Origin of the sequence: Uliginosibacterium paludis (genome assembly GCF_039631355.1) — a bacterium.
GTDB classification, from domain to species: domain Bacteria; phylum Pseudomonadota; class Gammaproteobacteria; order Burkholderiales; family Rhodocyclaceae; genus Uliginosibacterium; species Uliginosibacterium paludis.
Genome location: NZ_JBDIVF010000004.1, coordinates 87,135 through 104,081 on the forward strand (window position 1 = coordinate 87,135; position 16,947 = coordinate 104,081).

The 16,947-nt window shown below is 64.3% G+C and carries 17 protein-coding genes; 8 read left to right on the top strand and 9 right to left on the bottom strand.

Annotation, left to right across the window (positions count from 1 at the left end; translation table 11 throughout):
- The first annotated feature begins 24 nt into the window (after window positions 1-24).
- Window positions 25-420, top strand: coding sequence for a nuclear transport factor 2 family protein (locus tag ABDB87_RS12435; protein WP_345927475.1), 396 nt, complete (start codon window positions 25-27; stop codon window positions 418-420).
- Window positions 421-538: 118 nt separating this feature from the next.
- Here the strand turns inward: ABDB87_RS12435 and ABDB87_RS12440 are convergent, their stop codons facing one another.
- From ABDB87_RS12440 to ABDB87_RS12470, 7 genes are all read right to left on the bottom strand, one after another.
- Window positions 539-886 (bottom strand): NirD/YgiW/YdeI family stress tolerance protein, encoded by a 348-nt coding sequence (locus ABDB87_RS12440; protein WP_345927477.1) that lies wholly within the window; start codon window positions 884-886, stop codon window positions 539-541.
- 116 nt (window positions 887-1,002) lie between these two features.
- Window positions 1,003-2,448, bottom strand: a complete 1,446-nt coding sequence (locus tag ABDB87_RS12445; RefSeq protein ID WP_345927479.1) for a sensor histidine kinase — start codon at window positions 2,446-2,448, stop codon at window positions 1,003-1,005.
- Entirely contained in the window at window positions 2,438-3,103 is a 666-nt protein-coding gene (locus ABDB87_RS12450) for a winged helix-turn-helix domain-containing protein (protein WP_345927481.1), read from the bottom strand. The genes ABDB87_RS12445 and ABDB87_RS12450 overlap by 11 nt, the downstream gene beginning before the upstream one ends.
- Before the next feature lie 12 nt (window positions 3,104-3,115).
- On the bottom strand, window positions 3,116-3,454 hold the full coding sequence (locus ABDB87_RS12455) for a PepSY domain-containing protein (RefSeq protein ID WP_345927483.1): 339 nt from the start codon (window positions 3,452-3,454) through the stop codon (window positions 3,116-3,118).
- 174 nt (window positions 3,455-3,628) lie between these two features.
- Entirely contained in the window at window positions 3,629-4,444 is an 816-nt protein-coding gene (gene map, locus ABDB87_RS12460; RefSeq protein WP_345927485.1) for a type I methionyl aminopeptidase, read from the bottom strand.
- The gene (locus tag ABDB87_RS12465) at window positions 4,441-4,671 is read right to left on the bottom strand and encodes a ParD-like family protein (protein ID WP_345927486.1); all 231 of its coding nucleotides are present in this window, start codon (window positions 4,669-4,671) and stop codon (window positions 4,441-4,443) included. Before ABDB87_RS12465 ends, map begins: the two co-directional genes overlap by 4 nt.
- A gap of 76 nt (window positions 4,672-4,747) precedes the next feature.
- Window positions 4,748-5,149 (bottom strand): winged helix-turn-helix transcriptional regulator, encoded by a 402-nt coding sequence (locus ABDB87_RS12470; RefSeq protein ID WP_345927487.1) that lies wholly within the window; start codon window positions 5,147-5,149, stop codon window positions 4,748-4,750.
- A gap of 91 nt (window positions 5,150-5,240) precedes the next feature.
- Here ABDB87_RS12470 and ABDB87_RS12475 point away from each other — a divergent pair, with 91 nt between their 5' ends.
- Both ABDB87_RS12475 and ABDB87_RS12480 read left to right on the top strand, forming a co-directional pair.
- Window positions 5,241-6,098, top strand: a complete 858-nt coding sequence (locus ABDB87_RS12475) for an SDR family oxidoreductase (RefSeq protein ID WP_345927489.1) — start codon at window positions 5,241-5,243, stop codon at window positions 6,096-6,098.
- A gap of 171 nt (window positions 6,099-6,269) precedes the next feature.
- Window positions 6,270-7,592: a methyl-accepting chemotaxis protein gene (locus ABDB87_RS12480; RefSeq protein WP_345927491.1), complete on the top strand. Its 1,323-nt coding sequence runs from the start codon at window positions 6,270-6,272 to the stop codon at window positions 7,590-7,592.
- A 79-nt stretch (window positions 7,593-7,671) separates the two neighbouring features.
- On the opposite strand, the gene ABDB87_RS12485 is transcribed toward ABDB87_RS12480, so the two are convergent.
- The gene (locus tag ABDB87_RS12485) at window positions 7,672-9,846 is read right to left on the bottom strand and encodes a dihydroxy-acid dehydratase domain-containing protein (RefSeq protein WP_345927493.1); all 2,175 of its coding nucleotides are present in this window, start codon (window positions 9,844-9,846) and stop codon (window positions 7,672-7,674) included.
- Between the two features lie 195 nt (window positions 9,847-10,041).
- On the opposite strand from ABDB87_RS12485, the gene ABDB87_RS12490 reads away from it, so the two are divergent.
- The 5 genes from ABDB87_RS12490 (at window position 10,042) to ABDB87_RS12510 (ending at window position 14,420) form a co-directional block, all read left to right on the top strand.
- A complete protein-coding gene (locus tag ABDB87_RS12490; RefSeq protein ID WP_345927495.1) occupies window positions 10,042-10,566 on the top strand; it encodes a TRAP transporter small permease in 525 nt (174 codons plus the stop codon).
- Between the two features lie 12 nt (window positions 10,567-10,578).
- A complete protein-coding gene (locus ABDB87_RS12495) occupies window positions 10,579-11,856 on the top strand; it encodes a TRAP transporter large permease subunit (protein WP_345927497.1) in 1,278 nt (425 codons plus the stop codon).
- A 21-nt stretch (window positions 11,857-11,877) separates the two neighbouring features.
- Window positions 11,878-12,888: a TRAP transporter substrate-binding protein gene (locus ABDB87_RS12500; RefSeq protein WP_345927499.1), complete on the top strand. Its 1,011-nt coding sequence runs from the start codon at window positions 11,878-11,880 to the stop codon at window positions 12,886-12,888.
- 93 nt (window positions 12,889-12,981) lie between these two features.
- Window positions 12,982-13,686, top strand: coding sequence for a FadR/GntR family transcriptional regulator (locus ABDB87_RS12505; protein WP_345927501.1), 705 nt, complete (start codon window positions 12,982-12,984; stop codon window positions 13,684-13,686).
- Between the two features lie 50 nt (window positions 13,687-13,736).
- A complete protein-coding gene (locus ABDB87_RS12510) occupies window positions 13,737-14,420 on the top strand; it encodes a nitroreductase (protein ID WP_345927503.1) in 684 nt (227 codons plus the stop codon).
- 60 nt (window positions 14,421-14,480) lie between these two features.
- On the opposite strand, the gene ABDB87_RS12515 is transcribed toward ABDB87_RS12510, so the two are convergent.
- On the bottom strand, window positions 14,481-16,934 hold the full coding sequence (locus ABDB87_RS12515) for a pectinesterase family protein (RefSeq protein ID WP_345927505.1): 2,454 nt from the start codon (window positions 16,932-16,934) through the stop codon (window positions 14,481-14,483).
- Between the last annotated feature and the right edge of the window lie 13 nt (window positions 16,935-16,947).

The window sequence follows — 16,947 nt, forward strand, 5'->3', positions numbered from 1 at the left end:
GCTCGTTTTCCCGCAGGAACATCCATGCCGCTCGCCGACCTATGCAAACGCTACCTCGCCGCCCTCAACGACGGCGATCTCGATGCCGTCCTCGCGCTTTTCACGCCGGATGCGGGCGTAGTCTCGCCGCTCTATGGCGTGAAACCGGCCACGCAGTTCTACCGTGAGCTCTTCGCGGACACCTCACGCTCGCAAACCCGGCTGCTCAACGTCTTCCTGCCGCAGGACAACGCCCCCTCGGTCGCCCTGCACTTCCGGTATGACTGGACACTCGCCAATGGCCAGCCGGTGAGCTTCGAGTGCGTGGATGTGTTCGAGCTCGACACCGCTCGCACGCATTTCAGCAAGCTCACGATCATTTACGACACCGCACCGCTGCGCGCCGACTTCGCTGCCAGTCGCGCCGCCTCCGGCAACTGATAGCCGGGCGCTGCCGCCCGGGCAGCCTGCCGCAGCTGAAAGAGAAGCGGCAACAGAGCCATCAGGCAGCGCGCGCACGCCAGCAGATCGAACAGCATGACAGGGTGCTCCGGCCGGCTCAGGGCAGCACGCGCAGGCTGATGACCTTCAGCTTGCTCAGGCCCAGGGTTTTGGGAACGTATTTGCCATACACCTCCACCTTGCTGTCTGCGCCAACCGGCGGCAAGCCTTGCCAGTGCTTGTGATCGATATCGAGCCAGACCGAGCCGGTCGCATCCCTGAACTCGTAGAGCTCCTTGCCGACCTGGCGCAGGATCTGGCCTCGAAGCGTGACGATGCGGTCGAAGGGCAGGCTCGAGCGGATCTCGCTCACGCTGCTGGCTTCGCCTGCCGGCCCGACGAACTGCGCGCTGGCCGAGAGTGAGGCAGCCAGCAGCAAAGCGGCCAGGGTGAATGTCTGTGTCATGGTGATCTCCTTGTTTCGAATCGCCGGACCAGGCAGGACCGGCATGGAGATCATTCTGCGCGGCGTCATCTGAATGAAGCCTGAACGCGCCGGCACCTCGTTGCGCAGAGGCGGCCTCAGTTTCCGGCCGGGCGAGCCTCGGGCAGGATCACGGTGGCGCACAGGCCGCCCTGTGGCCGGTTGGCCAGATGCAGCTCGCCTTCATGCAGCTGGACGAGATCCTGCACGATGGCCAGGCCCAGCCCGCTGCCCGGCGTGTGTTCATCCAGACGCACGCCCCGCTCGCGTACCGCGTCGAGCTGCGCTTCGGCGATGCCGGGGCCGTCATCCTCGATCTGCAGCGTGAGCCAGCCCGGCCTGCCGCGGGCGAGCCCGATCCGGATTTCCGATCCAGCCCACTTCCAGGCGTTCTCCAGCAGATTGCCGAGGATTTCCTGCAGGTCCTGCTGCTCGCCGGCAAAGCGGAGCCCGGGCTCGGCACTGGTCAGCGTCACCTGTATCTGGCGCTCCGCAAACACCCGCTCGAACACCCGCAACAGGCCGGCAATGCAGGGCTCCACCCCGGTATGCCGGCCCGGCAGGCGGCGTGCGGCCGCCGCCCGCGAGCGCTGCATGTGCCAGTCCACATGGCGGCGGACCTGGCCCAGCTGCTCGCGCACGAGTTCGATATCCATCGGGTCCGCCCCACTCTGCGCACGCGCGGCCTCGTTCTCCAGCACCGCGAGCGGCGTCTTCAGCGCATGCGCGAGATTGCCGGCCTGGGTGCGCGCCCGCTCCACCACGCCGGCATTGGTCTGCAGCACATCGTTGAAGTCATCCACCAGCGGCTGCACCTCCTGCGGAAACAGCCCCTCCAGCCGCTCGGCGCTGCCTTCGCGCAATCGCCTCAGGCCACGTTGCAACTCCTGCAGGGGTCGCAGGCCGACGCCCACCTGAGCCAGGCCGGCAAGTGCCAGCACCACGAAGAGCAAGCCCAGCACCCAAGCCAAGGCCATACCAAAGCGATGCGTCGCGTCCAGATTGAAGCGCAGGTCGCCCGCCAGCATCAGGCGGTAATGCATGCCGGGCGCGTCCGCCCAGCTCACCACGCGCTGCAGCAGCAGCAGCGATTCGCCCGCCGGCCCTCTGGCGCCGGCCACGCGCAGGCGCCCGGCATCGGATGCTTCCGCAAGCGTGTCCGGCTCGGGCGCGAGTTCGCTGTCCCACAGCGAGCGCGATCGCAGCACCGCAATCTGCGCCTCCCCGTGCTCCGGCAGCGCATCGACCTGCCAGTACAGGCCGGAATACGGCTTGAGCAGGCGCGGGTCCAGCATGGCATTGGCATCGACACGCAGCCGCCCGCCGGCATCGAAATCCAGCTCGGTGACCAGCTGGTCGAGCTGGCGTTCAAGCGCTGCCTGGAACTGCCCGACGACATGCTCCTTGAAGAGTTTCGTCAGCATCACGCCACTCACCAGCAGGGCCAGCGCAATGCCGGCTACGCTGCCCCACAGCAGGCGCACCCGCAATGAGCGCGGCAAGGCATTGGCGCCGGTGAGCGCGGCCCCTTTCTCAGGTTTCATCGGCAGCCATCCGGTAGCCCAGACCGCGTACGGTCTGGATGACGCTGGAATCGGTCTTGCGCCGCAGGCGGCCGACGAAGACTTCGATCGTGTTGGAATCCCGGTCGAAATCCTGTGCGTAGATGTGCTCGATGAGTTCGGCGCGTCTGACGAGCACGCCGGGCCGATGCATCAGGTAGGCCAGCAGCTTGTATTCATGGCTGGTCAGGCTGACGGCTTGGCCACGGAAGCTCACCTCGCCGCTGCGTGTATCCAGGCTCAGCTCGCCACAGCGGATCAGCGAAGAGGCCATGCCGGCACTGCGCCGGATCAGCGCCCGCAGGCGGGCGAGCAATTCCGGCGGCTGGAAGGGTTTGGCGAGGTAGTCGTCCGCGCCCGCATCGATACCGATGACCTTCTCGTGCCAGCTGCCACGCGCGGTCAGCACCAGCACCGGAACCACCACCCCGGCGTCACGCCAGCGCTTGAGCACGCTCAAGCCATCGAGCTTCGGCAGGCCCAGGTCGAGCACCACCGCGTCGAAGGCTTCGGTGCTGCCGCGATGGTGCGCATCGATGCCGTCACGCGAAATCTCGGCGACATAGCCGGCATCACTCAGCTGCGCGGCCAGCTGCTGCCCCAGCAGGACGTCATCCTCCGCTACCAGTATGCGCATGGCGTATCTCCTTCAGTCCTTGTAACCCTTGTTCTTGAGTTTCAGGATCTCGCCACTGGCCGCGTCAAGCTCCAGCTTGAGAATCTGCCCGTCGGAACGGATCGCCTTGATCTCGTAGATCATCCGCATCTGCCCCGTGTCCTTCTCCGGATGCAGCCGGGCCTCTAGGATCCGGCAATCCATGTGCGCCGAGAGATGCGCCTGCAGGCGCGCATAGGACATCGCCTGACCGGACTGCAGGGCGGCGCGGGCGCTGTCCTGATCCCGATCCGGCTCGCCTGCCAGCGCAGCCGCGGCCGACAGAAGAAGCAGGCCGCAAGAGAGCAGGCGGCAGAAACTGCGAAGACACATGAGGGATCCAATCCGTTTTTGCCCGGCCCGCACCGGCAGGCCGCTCCTGAACCGGCGGCAGGGACCGCGATGCTGCCAGCCTCAAGCTGAACGCTGAATGAACAGAAGTACAGAAAGGAAAAACCCCGACGGTCCTGCGACCGGCGGGGTGCTGCGAGGTCCGGCCCGCCGGGATCAGGCGGCGGCGCGATCGAGCTCGATGGCGGGATACTCGCCATAGCCTTCCGGCCAGGGCGTGAGCACCTCGAAACCGTCGTCGGTCACCAGCACCATGTGCTCCCACTGGGCGGACAGCGAGCGGTCACGCGTGACGACCGTCCAGCCATCCGGCAGTTGCGTGGAGGCGGCCTTGCCGGCGTTGATCATCGGCTCGATGGTGAAGATCATGCCGGGCTGCAGCACCAGCCCCTCGCCCGGGCGGCCATAGTGCAGCACCTGCGGCTCGTCGTGATAGACCGTGCCGATACCGTGGCCGCAATACTCGCGCACCACGCTGAAACCCTCGCGATGCGCCACCGTCTGGATCGCGTGACCCACGTCACCCAGGGTCGCACCGGGGCGCACCGCGCGGATGCCGGCCCGCATCGCCTCATAGGTGGTCTTCACCAGGCGCTTCGCAAGAATGCTCGGCTGGCCCACGCAGTACATGCGGCTCGTGTCGCCAAACCAGCCATCCTTGATGAGGGCCACATCGATATTCACGATGTCGCCGTCACGCAGCTTCTTGTCGGACGGAATGCCGTGACAGATCACATGATTGACCGACGCGCAGATGGTCTTGGGATAGCCGTGATAACCGATGTTGGCCGGGATCGCCTGGAGTTCGTTCACGATGTAATCGTGGCAGAGACGATCAAGCTCATCGGTCGTCACTCCCGCCTTCACATGCGGCGTGATCATTTCGAGGATGCGGGCTGCGAGCCTGCCGGCCTTGCGCGCCATCTCGATTTCGGCGGGCATGCGGATCGTGACCTGCTTGCGTGCGTTCATGCGGCCCCCCGGTTCAGTGCGGGATCGAGCATGGCGTCATGCGCGGCCTGTTGCTCGGCCTGGATAAGCAGCTGGCAGATCTCGGCGTAGTTCATCTGCGGATTGAGTTCGGCCATCATGCCGACACGCAGCCAGTGCTCGGCCTGGGCGTTGATCGAGCGGCTCAACGCACCGCTGCTGAGGCGCAGATTCTCATGCATCTGCTCCGAAATCCTGACAATGCCCATGGCAATGCTCCGGTATATGGTTTGTATATGGAGCGTATATTACCAAGTCAGCGCCCGGGAAGCGAGCCATCCGGCATCAGGCCGCCACGCGCGCCGAGAACACGCGGGGCAGGTTCTGCTCGATCCAGTCGGTCAGGGCTTCCACACGCAGGGCGACTTCCTCGCCGGTCTGTGTGAGCCGGTATTCCACATGCGGCGGCACCACCGGGTAGGCGATGCGTTCCACAAAACCGTCGGACTCCAGCGTCTGCAGGGTCTGCGCGAGCATCTTCTCGCTGATGCCGCCCACCTTGCGCCGCAGTTCGCTGAAGCGGAAGGTTCCGCCCCGCAAGCCGAGCAGCAGCAAGACTCCCCACCGGCTCGTAACATGATTGAGCACCTCGCGGGAGGGGCACTTCTCGGCAAACACATTGCCCTTGTTGGCATCGCTGCGCAGGAACTCGCCAAGCGTCAGCGGTGCCGGACCGGATTCAGTCATCGCACTAACCTTTTTGTATGTACTTACTTTTCGTAAGCGTTGGCGATAGTGTGCCACTTCCTCATCACGAACAACAGATGGAGCACTCCTCATGATCGTCATCACCGGCGCCTCCGGCCAGCTCGGCCGCCTCGTCATCGAAGCCCTGCTGAAGAAACTGCCCGCCAGCGAGATCGTTGCGGCTGTCCGCAAACCCGAATCAGTCGCCGACCTGGCCGCGCGAGGCGTCACTGTGCGCCTGGCCGACTACGACCGCCCCGATACCCTCACCAGCGCGTTTGCCGGTGCGGACAAGCTGCTGCTGATCTCGGCCAACGAAGTGGGCCGCCGCCTGCCCCAGCACGCGGCCGTGATCGATGCGGCGCGCGCGGCCGGCGTCAAGCTGCTGGCCTACACCAGCCTGCTGCATGCGGACCACTCCCCGCTCGGGCTGGCTGCCGAGCACAAGGCGACCGAAGCGCTGATCCGCGCGTCGGGCCTGCCCTTCGTGCTGCTGCGCAATGGCTGGTACACCGAAAACTATCTGGCCAGCCTGCCGGTAGCGCTGGCCCATGGGGCGGTGCTCGGCAGCGCGGGTGAGGGCCGGATCGCATCGGCAAGTCGCCGCGATTACGCCGATGCGGCCGCCGCCGTGCTCAGCAGCGACGGCCACGCCGGCAAGATCTACGAACTGGCCGGAGACGAGAGCTACACCCTGAGCGAGTTTGCGGCCACCCTCGCCCGCGCCAGCGGCAAGGCCGTGGCGTACCGCGATCTGCCCCAGGCCGAGTATGCCGGTGCCCTGCTCGCGGCCGGCCTGCCCGCACCGTTTGCGGAGCTGATCGCCGATTCCGACGCCGGCGCAGCCCGGGGCGCACTGTTTGACGCCAGCCACACCCTCAGCCGCCTCATCGGGCGTACCACCACGCCGCTTGCCGTGCTGGTCGAACAGAGCCTGAAGCAGGCCTGATGCCGTGCACGGGCGGCGCCTGCACAAACGCCGCCCGTGCTCGACCAATGGACGTATCAAATTGTGTGTCCTGGCCTCAGTGAGTCCGGATGGCTGCCGTAATCAGAGCTATTGCCAAAACGCGATCGTCCGCGTCCGGTGCAGCCATCAGCGCTCAAGGGAGGATCAGACATGTTTTTCAGCCGGAACAAGTCCGAGGTCGCATTGCAGGAAATGCGCGCGGAGCTTCAGCGCCTGCAGGATGTCAGCCGCGCGCTGGATCAGGCGGTCGCCGAGATCGAGTTCAGCCTCGACGGCCGGATCCTGCGCGTCAATCCCCTCTTCTGCCAGACCATGGGCTACGCCGAGCCGGAAGCGGTCGGCCAGCACCACCGGATGTTCTGCGACCCCGACTATGTGCACAGCGCGGAATACGACGCCTTCTGGCGCCGCCTCGGCATGGGCGAATCCTTCAGCGGAAAGTTCCGTCGCCTGCGCAAAAACGGCGAAACCGCCTGGCTCGAAGCCACGTATTTCCCGGTCAGAAACGGCGCGGGACAGATCAGCCATGTCATCAAGATCGCCAACGACATCACCGCCAGCGTGGAGGAAGCCAACCGTACGCGCGGCCTGATCGCAGCGATCAACCGCTCCAGTGCGGTGATCGAGTTCGACATGGACGGCAAGGTCCTCGAAGCCAACGCGGCCTTCCTAACAACGATGGGCTATGGCGCCGACGAAATCGTGGGCAAGCACCACCGCATGTTTTGCACGCCAGCCTTTGCCGCCAGCAATGAGTACGCCGAGCTCTGGCGAAAGCTCCGCAGCGGCGAATGCTTCACCGGGCTGATCGAGCGTGTCTCCCGCCAGGGGGAGCCGGTCTGGCTCGAAGCGAGCTACAACCCGGTGGTCGACGAAAACTGCCGCGCCTACCGTGTCGTGAAGATTGCCCGCGACGTGACCGCACGGGTGCTTCAGGCGCAGGCCGAGCGCGAAAGTGCCGAGCGGGCCAGCGAAGTCTCGCAGTCGGCCGAAACGCTCTCGGCCCGCGGCGAAATCGTGATCCGCGATGCAGTCCGCCAGATGGAAGAACTCTCCACCCGCATGAATGCGGCTTCAACCCAGGTGGCCGGACTCGGTCAGAAGACCAGCCAGATCACCTCCATCGTCAACACGATCAAGGAAATCGCCGACCAGACCAATCTGCTCGCTCTCAACGCCGCCATCGAAGCCGCGCGGGCCGGTGAATCGGGACGGGGCTTTGCGGTGGTGGCGGATGAAGTCCGCAAGCTGGCTGAGCGCACCGCCTTCTCGACCGCAGACATCTCGCGGATGATCACCGAGATCCAGGGCGAGACCCTTGCGGTGATCGGCAGCATGGACACCAGCCGGCAAGGCGTGGAGTCCGGCGTGCGGATGGTCTCCGAAGCCGGTGCCACCATCCGCCAGATCCATGACGACGCCTGCAAGGTGGTCGAAGTGGTCAGGCAGCTGAAAAGCGCCGCGCTGCAGTAGCGGCGGGCAAAAAAAAACCGGCGCTGGGCGCCGGCCGAGTCAGCCCGCCTGAGGCGGGCCGGGGGAGTGTTCTGGTGTTTCAGGCGGGCCAGGGCAGCCTGGCGCGCTTGTGCACCGCCATCGGCACCACGCCGTATTCGGCGTTCGTCACGTTGTCCATCATGCTGCTGGCGGCCACCTGAAGCTGGCGATGCTCGATGCGCGCACGCCGCTCCGCAATCAGTGCGGCGCGCGCATCGAAGGGCGCGTTCGGCAGCGGCAGCAGGCGGCCTGCGAGGAAGGCCCCTGTGTCGAGCAGATCGATGCGGCGCTCGGTGAGCTGCACCCAGAGCAGATCGCCATCGACCAGCGCGCCGATGCCACCGCCTTCATAGGCTTCAGGCACCATGTGACCGACACAGGCGCCCTTGGTCACACCCGAATAGCGACCATCGGTGATCATCATCGAGGTCTTCTCGATCACGCCGTGGTGGCGCAGGTTCTGGCTGGGGGTGAACATTTCCGGCATGCCAAAGGCCGTCGGTCCCTGTCCGGCGATAACCAGCGCAAACGCCAGGGTGCCGCGCTCGATCATGGTTCGCACGCTCTCGTCCTCCGGCGCGCCGTTGAAGCGGCGGATCGCGGCGAGCAACTCCGGCGTGAGGGCCGGCAATGCGGCGAGGCGATCGATCAGGTCGCTGGAGCGGAGTTCGTCGTTGCAGTCGATCTCGTTTTCGTAATAGCGCACCAGGAAGACGCGACCATTGAAGCGCTTGTAGGACTCGGTACTCATGCCCGCCACCTTCAGCGTGCAGGACGAGAAGAAATTACCCTGCATCACGTCGGTACCGGAAATCGCGCGGATCGGCTGGATGCGGATCACCGAGCGCTCCTGCGGCAGCTCGGGTGACACCGCGACCGGAATCGCGGCCACGCGCTCGCGCCAGGTCAGGCCAGCGACCGTCGGCGCATCCAGATCCATCGGCACACCCAGGTCTGCCAGCGCCTTGAAGAGGCTGGTCATGCCGTGATGCAAGCCGGCTGCGGCCTGCTGCGCCAGCACGAAGGTGTCGCGGCCTTCAGTGAGGCTGTGCGCGAAAATGTCGGGCACCGCATGCGCGTCGCGCACACGGGCGTAGTCATGCAGCGACACGTCGTAGCCCGCATGGCGCATCACGCAGGGCATGTGCAGCATCAGGTTGGAGGAGCTGCCGGTCGCGCCGTGAATGCGGATGGCATTGGCATAGTTCTTCTCGAGCAGGTTGCACACCGAATACTCGGGTTTGTTGAACATGCGGAAGAGCAGGTCCACATTGTGCCGGACCACGTCGGTGGTGGCCTCATCGGTCAGCAGTTCGGCCTCGGCCGGCACGAAGCCGAGCGCGGCAACCAGGGTGCGCGAAGAGTTGCCGGTGCCGTTGAAGGCACAGATGCCGCCCTTGTCGTCACAGGTCGCGGCCGCGAGTTCATTGAGGATCTGCTCGCGCTCGGCCAGGCCGATCAGGCCCTTTTCCTCGGCGCGCATGAGCTGGCCGAGAAAGGCTTCGTCCGACGAGCACTGCAGGATGTAATGGCAGTTCTCCTCGATGTCTTCGGCGAGTTGGCGGTCGCCGGCGGCAATCGCGGCGTCCTGGATGGCCTGCAGTTTCTGGCGGGTGCGCTTCGGAATGCTGCCGCCCTTGAGCACATGCGCCGGCACGAAGATGGACCACACCGGCGCGCTGCCGCGTTCGGGCTGGCGACGTGCGCGGTCAGCCGCGGCGAGGCCGGAAAGAATGCCGGTCGGCGTCTTGTCGCAGCCCGAAATCACATAGGCCGCGTGATAGCTGTGGCCTTCGAAATTGATGTTCACCGCGGTCGCGGTGTGATTGCGTGAAGCCAGCGAATAGCTCTGGCCGATGTTGCTCTGCGCGGTGCCATCACAGATCACCGGGATGCCGAAGGTGAAGGGCACGCCGCCGTTCTGCCAGATGCGGGCGGCCGCGCGCAGGCTGTGCTCGTGATCGAAGAGGTGGGCCGGGTGATCCGGCGAGCCCTGGATGATCACCACCCGCGGCCGGTTGCTGGCCAGGCGCTCGACGATCACATCCAGCCCGTAGTCGCCCAGCCCGGCGAAATCCGCTTCGTCCGCGAGCAGGTCGTCGGCCCGGCGCAGCAGCGCGCGCACCGTGATCGGCTCGTTGGCCAGCCCCTGGATGCATTCGCGAAAGGGGTTGTAGCGCTCTTCGATCCGCAGGCCGGCAAATTCTGGATTCATCACTTCAGGCGTCGTCATGGCACATCCGCTTGCAAGACAGCCAGAGCAGAGGTGCTCCGGTACTGCTGTTCGAGTCGATTGTAGTACAACAGCAACACATTCGACGTATGGTGGAAATCACTTATAGGGTCATAACAATTCTTTGTTCTACAGTTCAGCCCGTACCGAGCGGACCGCCCGATCCGCCGCCCGGTGATCAGAAGGAGAACTGTCTTGAAAATCCCGACCCCGCGCCTCGAAACAGCCATCGAATGGCTGATGGCCCTGGCGCTCGCCGTGATGGTGGTCGCTATCGGCGCCAACGTCGTCCTGCGCTATGTGTTCAGCACCGGCCTGCCGGCCGCGGAAGAAATCTCGCGCCTGATGTTCGTCTGGCTCATCTTCTTGGGCGCCATCCTGTCGCTCAAAAGCGGCGCACACCTGGGCATGGAAATGTTCCAGGCGCTCCTGCCGCGCAATCTGCGGCGCGCCTGTGCCGTGCTGAGCCATGTGCTGATGCTGTATGTACTGTGGCTCTTTCTCGAAGGCAGCTGGAGCCAGACGCTCATCGGCCTCGAGACCTATTCGACCGTCATGAGATTCCCGACCGCCCTGATGGCGAGCAGCGGCCTGCTCTGCGCGGCCTCGATGATTCCGATCGTCGCGATGAACCTCTGGCGCATCCTGCGCAATCACCCCGAAGCCCGGATCCCCGGCGAACCGAAGCCCGCCCAAGCCGGGTCTGCACACAAGAACTGAGGACGCCTGATCATGACGCTTGCCGTATTTCTCGGCTCCCTGCTCATCCTGATGCTGCTGGGCATGCCAATCGCATTTGCGCTGATGCTCACCGGTGTCGCGCTGATGTTCCACCTGGATTTCTTCGATGCCCAGCTCGTCGCGCAGAACCTGCTCTCGGGTGCCGACAGCTTCCCGCTGATGGCCGTACCCTTCTTCATTCTCGCCGGCGAGCTGATGAATGCCGGTGGCATTTCACGGCGGATCATCGATCTGGCCGTCAGCCTGGTGGGCCACATTCGTGGCGGCCTGGGTTACGTGACCATCGGCGCCGCCGTGCTGCTCGCCAGCCTCTCCGGCTCGGCGATTGCCGATACGGCGGCACTCGCCACCCTGCTCGTGCCGATGATGCGCGACCACGGCTATCCGGTGCCGCGCTCGGCCGGTCTGATCGCCTCGGGCGGCATCATCGGCCCGATCATTCCGCCCTCGATGCCCTTCATCATCTTCGGCGTTACCACCAATACCTCGATCACCAGCCTCTTCCTCGCCGGCATCGTGCCGGGCCTGCTGATGGGGCTGGGGCTCGTGTTCGTCTGGTGGTATCTCGCCCACGACATGGAAGTCACGCCGCAACCGCGCCGCAGCTGGGGCGAGCGCGGCCAGGCGGTGGTCAAGGGCGTGTGGGCGCTGATGCTGCCGGTGATCATCCTGGGGGGGCTGCGCGGCGGCTTCTTCACCCCGACCGAAGCGGCGGTCGTGGCTGCGGCCTATTCGATGTTCGTCGCGATGGTGATCTATCGCGAGGTGAATGCCCGTCAGCTGGTGCGCCTGCTCGTCGATGCCGCCCGCACCACCAGTACGGTGATGTTCCTCTGTGCCGGCGCGCTGGTGTCCTCCTACATGGTCACGCTGGCCGATCTGCCACAACAGGTCACCGAGTTCCTCGGCCCGATGATGAACGATCCGCGCCTGCTGATGGCCGCGATCATGCTGCTCCTGCTGGCTGTCGGCACGGTGATGGATCTCACGCCGACCATCCTTGTGATGGGCCCGGTACTGATGCCGATCGCGATGAAGGCCGGCATCGACCAGACCTACTTCGGGATCATGTTCGTGCTCGTCGGCACGCTGGGCCTGATCCATCCGCCGGTCTGTACGGTGCTCAACGTGGTCTGCGGTGTGGCGAAGATCTCGCTCGAAAGCGCGACCAAGGGCATCTGGCCGTTCCTGTTGCTCTACATCGTGCTGCTTGCGCTGTTTGTTGCATTCCCCGGGATCATCACCGTTCCGATGACCTGGTATCGCTGAACCATCCACAACGGAGGAGACATGAAACTCATCATCAAATCACTGGCCCTCGGCCTCGCCATTGCCGGCACGCTCAGCGCGGCTCAGGCTGCGGACTTCAAGCCGCGCATGGTCCGCTTCGGCTACGGTCTGGCGGAAGACAGCAACCAGGGCCGCGCGGTGCGCTTCTTTGCCGAGGAGCTCAACAAGGCTTCCGGCGGCAAGTGGAAGGTCAAGACCTTCGGTGCCGCCAGCCTGGGCAGCGACCCGCAGATGCAGAACGCGCTGATCGGTGGCGCGCAGGAAATCATGGTGGGCTCGACCGCCACCCTGGTCGGCATCGTGAGTGACTTCGGCGTGTATGACCTGCCCTTCGTGTTCAACAGCGAGAAGGAAGCCGACACCGTGCTCGACGGCCCCTTCGGCCAGAAGATGATGGACAAGCTCCAGGGCAAGGGCATGGTCGGCCTGACCTATTGGGAAAACGGTTTCCGCAACCTCACGAACTCCAAGCGCCCGGTCAACAAGATGGAAGACATGGCCGGCATCAAGCTGCGCGTGATGCAGAACCCGGTCTATATCGACATGTTCAAGGGCTTCGGTGCCAACGCCGTGCCGCTGGCTTTCTCCGAACTCTTCGCGGCGCTGGAAACCGGTGCGGTGGATGGCCAGGAGAACCCGGTGACGACGATCGACTCGTCCAAGTTCTACGAAGTGCAGAAGTATCTGACCATGACACGTCACGTCTACAGCCCCTGGATCGTGACCGCCTCCAAGCGCTGGTATGACGGCCTGACCGCCGACGAGAAGGCCGCGCTGCAGAAGGCCGCGATTGCCTCGCGCGACTTCGAGCGCCGTGACAGCCGCGCTGCCTCAGAGAAGTCGATGGAGGTGCTCAAGCAGAAGGGCATGCAGATCAACAGCATGAGTGACGCCGAGCTCAATCGCATGCGTGCCACGACCAAGCCTGCTGTCGACAAGTTCGCCGCCATGCCCGGCCATGCCGAAGTCGTGAAGGAACTGGACGCCGAACTCGCCAAGCTGCGCAAGTAAGCCCGCCCGCGGGCGGGATGCGGCACGTGCCGCGCCCTGCCCGCCTCCAGCCTGATAGCATTCCGGACATCACCGCCGCAGACAGGATCCGACGTGACCCCGACCATGACGAAAACCGACCGACTGATTCACGCCTTCGGGCGCGATATCGTGCAGGGCGTTTTTCCGCCGGGAGCCCTGCCCTCGGAAGCCGATCTGTGCGAGCGCTATGACACCTCGCGCAACGTGATGCGTGAAGTCATCAAGGTGCTCGCCACCAAGCGCATCATCGATGCACAGCGCTATCGCGGCCTGTATGTGATGCCGCGGGCCGAATGGAATTACCTCGATGCCGATGTACTGGCCTGGGCACTAGAAAATGACAAGGACCCGGCACTGATCGCCTCGCTGATCGAAGTGCGCAGCCTCATCGAGCCGGCCATCTCGCGCTGGGCCGCCGAGCGCGCCACCTCGATCGATCTGGTCGCCATCGAATCCGCGCTCAACGGCATGCGCAGCCATACCGATGACCGCGATGCGTTCATGGAAGCGGATATCGCTTTCCACCGCGCCATCGTGCGCGCCACCCACAACTTCGTGATCCTGCAACTCGCTGACGCGATCAGCGCCCTGCAGCGCGCGATCTTCGACCACACCTACCTTGCCGAACCGGGCCACATGGCGCTCACGGTCAAGGAACACAGCGATCTCTACGAAATGATCCGCTGCAAGAATCCCGCCGTCGCCGAAGAACTTGCCCACGGCATGATCACGCGCACGGCCAGCCGCGCCCATACCCGGATGGATGGCACCAGCTGAGGCAGAGCTGCTAGGCTCTCGTGTTTTCTCCTGCACGAGCGCCTCTGCCCATGAATCCGATTCCCGGAAATTTCGACGAGATCGTCCGCAGCCGGCGGTCGATCCGGCGCTTCCTGCCCGACCCGGTCGACCGCGGCACCCTGCTCACAATGCTGGATCTCGCCGCCCGCGCCCCCAGCGGCGTGAACACCCAGCCCTGGCAGGTCCACGTGCTGACCGGCGAATCAAAAACGGCCCTGAGCAGGGCTATCCTCGCCGAATACGCGCAGCCTACTTTCGAGCACAAGGGCGAATACGACTACTACCCGGCGAGCTGGGTCGAGCCCTATCTGAGCCGGCGGCGGCACACCGGTTTCGGGCTCTACTCCCTGCTCGGCATCGAGAAAAAGGACACCCTCCGGATGCGCGAGCAATGGGCGCGCAACTACCTCTTCTTCGACGCGCCGGTCGGCCTGATCTTTACGATCGACAAGGGCCTGGGCCAGGGCAGCCTGATCGACTATGGCGGCTTCCTGCAGACGCTGATGCTGGCGGCTCGCGCCGAAGGCCTGCACACCTGCGTGCAGGCCGCCTTCTGCGAATATCACCCGATCGTGAGAGCACAGCTGGAGATTCCGGACTCGCAGAAAATCGTCTGTGGCATGTCATTGGGATACGCTGATCCGGCAGCCCCCGAGAACACCCTGGATCTGCCGCGGATTCCGGCGACCGATTTCACCCGCTTCCACGACTGAAACCGATCGCCAAAAAAAAAGGGGCTGCCGCAGCAGCCCCTTTGCTTTCGCCTGAATGCCTCAGGGCGCCGGCTTCCAGCCGATAGCCGAGAACACCGCCTCACGTGTGGCATAGGGCGCGGCTTCCGCTTCGCTCAGGCTGTGGGCAGCCTTCACCCGCTCGCTCAGGGCCAGCGGCTCGCCGCTCAGCGTGCGGCTGCCGAATTCGCGCCAGCCCGCCTTGCCATCGGCCTTGGCCGGATTCGGGATCGGGCTCATCCACCAGCCTTCGGGCGAGATGTGCTTGTCCATGCGGCTGTTCACGTAGATGACGTTGTCAAAATAGCGCGGGCTGCCGGCACTGCGGGCCAGCACCGTGGCGCCATCCGGCACGCCGTCTTCACGCGTCAGGCGGCTGTTGAGGAAGACATAGCCCTTGTCATCCGCCGACTCGACCCGCGCCTGCACCAGATAACCGCCCTTGCTCGCATCGGTCGAATCCACCACGGTGCGGATTTCGCTGTTCTCGAACAGCGCGGCCTTGGAAGAGCCCCAGATGAAATCCACATCGCCGGCCACCAGCGTGTTGTAGAACCAGCTGTAGCCATTGAGCTGCAGGGTATCCTGACGGCTGATGAAGTTGGCATTCTTCGCGATCAGGCGTTCCTTGTCGGCAGCGAAATAGATCGTCTCGGCCTGACCGTTCACGCCCACCTTCTTCAGGTGCGAATTCTTCAGCGTCAGGTTTTCGATGGTCAGGAGATCCGAATCCGCCACCGCGAACACCGCCCGACCGCCACGATTCGTGACGGCCTGCTCCTTGATGCCGGCGGCAAGGCCGGAATTCAGGGCTTCGTAGTTGGCAAACTGGATCAGGGTGCCGTCACGGCTTTCCCCCTGCAAGGTGACATTGTTCTTGCCGCGCAGGAAGAGCAGTTCCTCGTAGGTGCCGTTCTTCACCTTGATCGTGACGGGCGTCTCCTTCGACAGGGACTTCATCACGTGTTCAAGCGCACCCTGCACACTGCGGAAATCTGCCTTGACACCGTCATCGTCTACGGTGAGCGTGGTCAGCGTCTTCGCCGGAGCAGGCCGGGTGCTGAAGGTCCAGCCAGCAGCCTTGCCGAGTCCTTCGAAAGGCTTGCCGGCAAGCCTGGCATCCTTCAACAGCGGGGCCGAAACCGCAACATAGTAGTGTTCGCCCCAGGCGAGCTTGCCCTGGTGCGGCCTCACGACAAGCGTCGTGCCCTCGAAGCGCATCAGCGGCATGTTCACACCACGATAGAAACCGTCGGCCGAGGGGCCGTAGATGTTGGTTTCATTCTTCGGGCGGATCACGTCGACCAGCGTGTCGTCGCTCGCGCGAAAGATGCGGACCGAACCGATGCCGCTGAAGACGGGAGCGGTATCGAATCTGAGGGACAGTTCGCCATCAGCATAGGCCGCCTTGCTGCCAGCCGCCGGCTGGGTGAGGGCTGCCAGAGAACCGTAGGTATTGCTGGCCATGACAAATGCGGGCTCGATACTGGCCTTGATCTGTTTGGTCTTGGCAGGATTGGCGCCACTGGTGAAGGTGATGGTGGCTGACCCCGCGCCCAGCGCCTCAAGCACGCTGCGCTTGCCGTCCTGCTTCACGCTCACCACGGCAGGATTGCTCGACACCACCGAATAGACATCCGGCGAGCCATCGGACTTCGTGGCCGAGACATTCACTTCGAGCGGCTTGCCACCTGCCTCGGAAGTCCATTCCTCATCCTGATCGAGGGACAGGAGGACCGGCTTCACATCGGCACTGCCGACCTGGATGTCGTCAATCGCGAAGGAGCGGTTGTCGAGCCACATACCGATCCTGCCGGCCGAGGTGATCGACGGATCGCTGAAGCTGCCGGCAAAGTCATCATCGATGTAGAAGTTGAGCTCACTGCCCTTCATCTCCATGCGCAGCTTGTACCACTGATCGTTCACGATGGTTCGCGCGGAAAACTGACGGGCGCGCAGCCATTTGCCGCCATTGGCCTTGTGAAACTCCAGCTTGGAACTTGCGCCGTTCTGCACGTTGAGACAGCCGCCGTACCAGTTGTTCACATCCTGCACACGCCCCAGCAGGCAGACGAACTTGTTGGAAGTCTGGTTGTTGATCGGCTTGATGCGGGCTTCCACGTAATAGTCTGCAGTCTTCCTCGCCGCCACAGCGGAGAAGGCTTCGTCGCGCAGGATGGCGACCACGCCACGGCTCTTGCCGGCGTCATAACGCAGCACCTTGCTGCTGCCGTCCTGGATGATCTCGGCCTTGCCATCGGCATTGCCGATGGTGGCGCCGGCACCGCCGGGAAGAAGATTCCAGCGGCCGAGTCCGTTCTCGAAGTCTTCACAGAACCAGATGCCTGGCGCGCACGCTCCGGCGGCAACCGGTGTCACCGATACGGCAGCGCCTGCCGGACCAGGCTGCCTGGAGGAACTGAACACCGAACAGGCCCCCAGTGCTCCCATACCGAGCAACGCGGCCAGTCGCCACGTACTCCTGCGGATAATCATGCTCTTCTCCCGT

Coding starts and splice junctions, on each gene's coding strand:
- ABDB87_RS12435 (WP_345927475.1), top strand. CDS start 25: ATGCCGCTCGCCGACCTATGCAAACGCTACCTCGCCGCCCTCAACGAC.
- ABDB87_RS12440 (WP_345927477.1), bottom strand. CDS start 886: ATGACACAGACATTCACCCTGGCCGCTTTGCTGCTGGCTGCCTCACTC.
- ABDB87_RS12445 (WP_345927479.1), bottom strand. CDS start 2,448: ATGAAACCTGAGAAAGGGGCCGCGCTCACCGGCGCCAATGCCTTGCCG.
- ABDB87_RS12450 (WP_345927481.1), bottom strand. CDS start 3,103: ATGCGCATACTGGTAGCGGAGGATGACGTCCTGCTGGGGCAGCAGCTG.
- ABDB87_RS12455 (WP_345927483.1), bottom strand. CDS start 3,454: ATGTGTCTTCGCAGTTTCTGCCGCCTGCTCTCTTGCGGCCTGCTTCTT.
- map (WP_345927485.1), bottom strand. CDS start 4,444: ATGAACGCACGCAAGCAGGTCACGATCCGCATGCCCGCCGAAATCGAG.
- ABDB87_RS12465 (WP_345927486.1), bottom strand. CDS start 4,671: ATGGGCATTGTCAGGATTTCGGAGCAGATGCATGAGAATCTGCGCCTC.
- ABDB87_RS12470 (WP_345927487.1), bottom strand. CDS start 5,149: ATGACTGAATCCGGTCCGGCACCGCTGACGCTTGGCGAGTTCCTGCGC.
- ABDB87_RS12475 (WP_345927489.1), top strand. CDS start 5,241: ATGATCGTCATCACCGGCGCCTCCGGCCAGCTCGGCCGCCTCGTCATC.
- ABDB87_RS12480 (WP_345927491.1), top strand. CDS start 6,270: ATGTTTTTCAGCCGGAACAAGTCCGAGGTCGCATTGCAGGAAATGCGC.
- ABDB87_RS12485 (WP_345927493.1), bottom strand. CDS start 9,846: ATGACGACGCCTGAAGTGATGAATCCAGAATTTGCCGGCCTGCGGATC.
- ABDB87_RS12495 (WP_345927497.1), top strand. CDS start 10,579: ATGACGCTTGCCGTATTTCTCGGCTCCCTGCTCATCCTGATGCTGCTG.
- ABDB87_RS12500 (WP_345927499.1), top strand. CDS start 11,878: ATGAAACTCATCATCAAATCACTGGCCCTCGGCCTCGCCATTGCCGGC.
- ABDB87_RS12510 (WP_345927503.1), top strand. CDS start 13,737: ATGAATCCGATTCCCGGAAATTTCGACGAGATCGTCCGCAGCCGGCGG.
- ABDB87_RS12515 (WP_345927505.1), bottom strand. CDS start 16,934: ATGATTATCCGCAGGAGTACGTGGCGACTGGCCGCGTTGCTCGGTATG.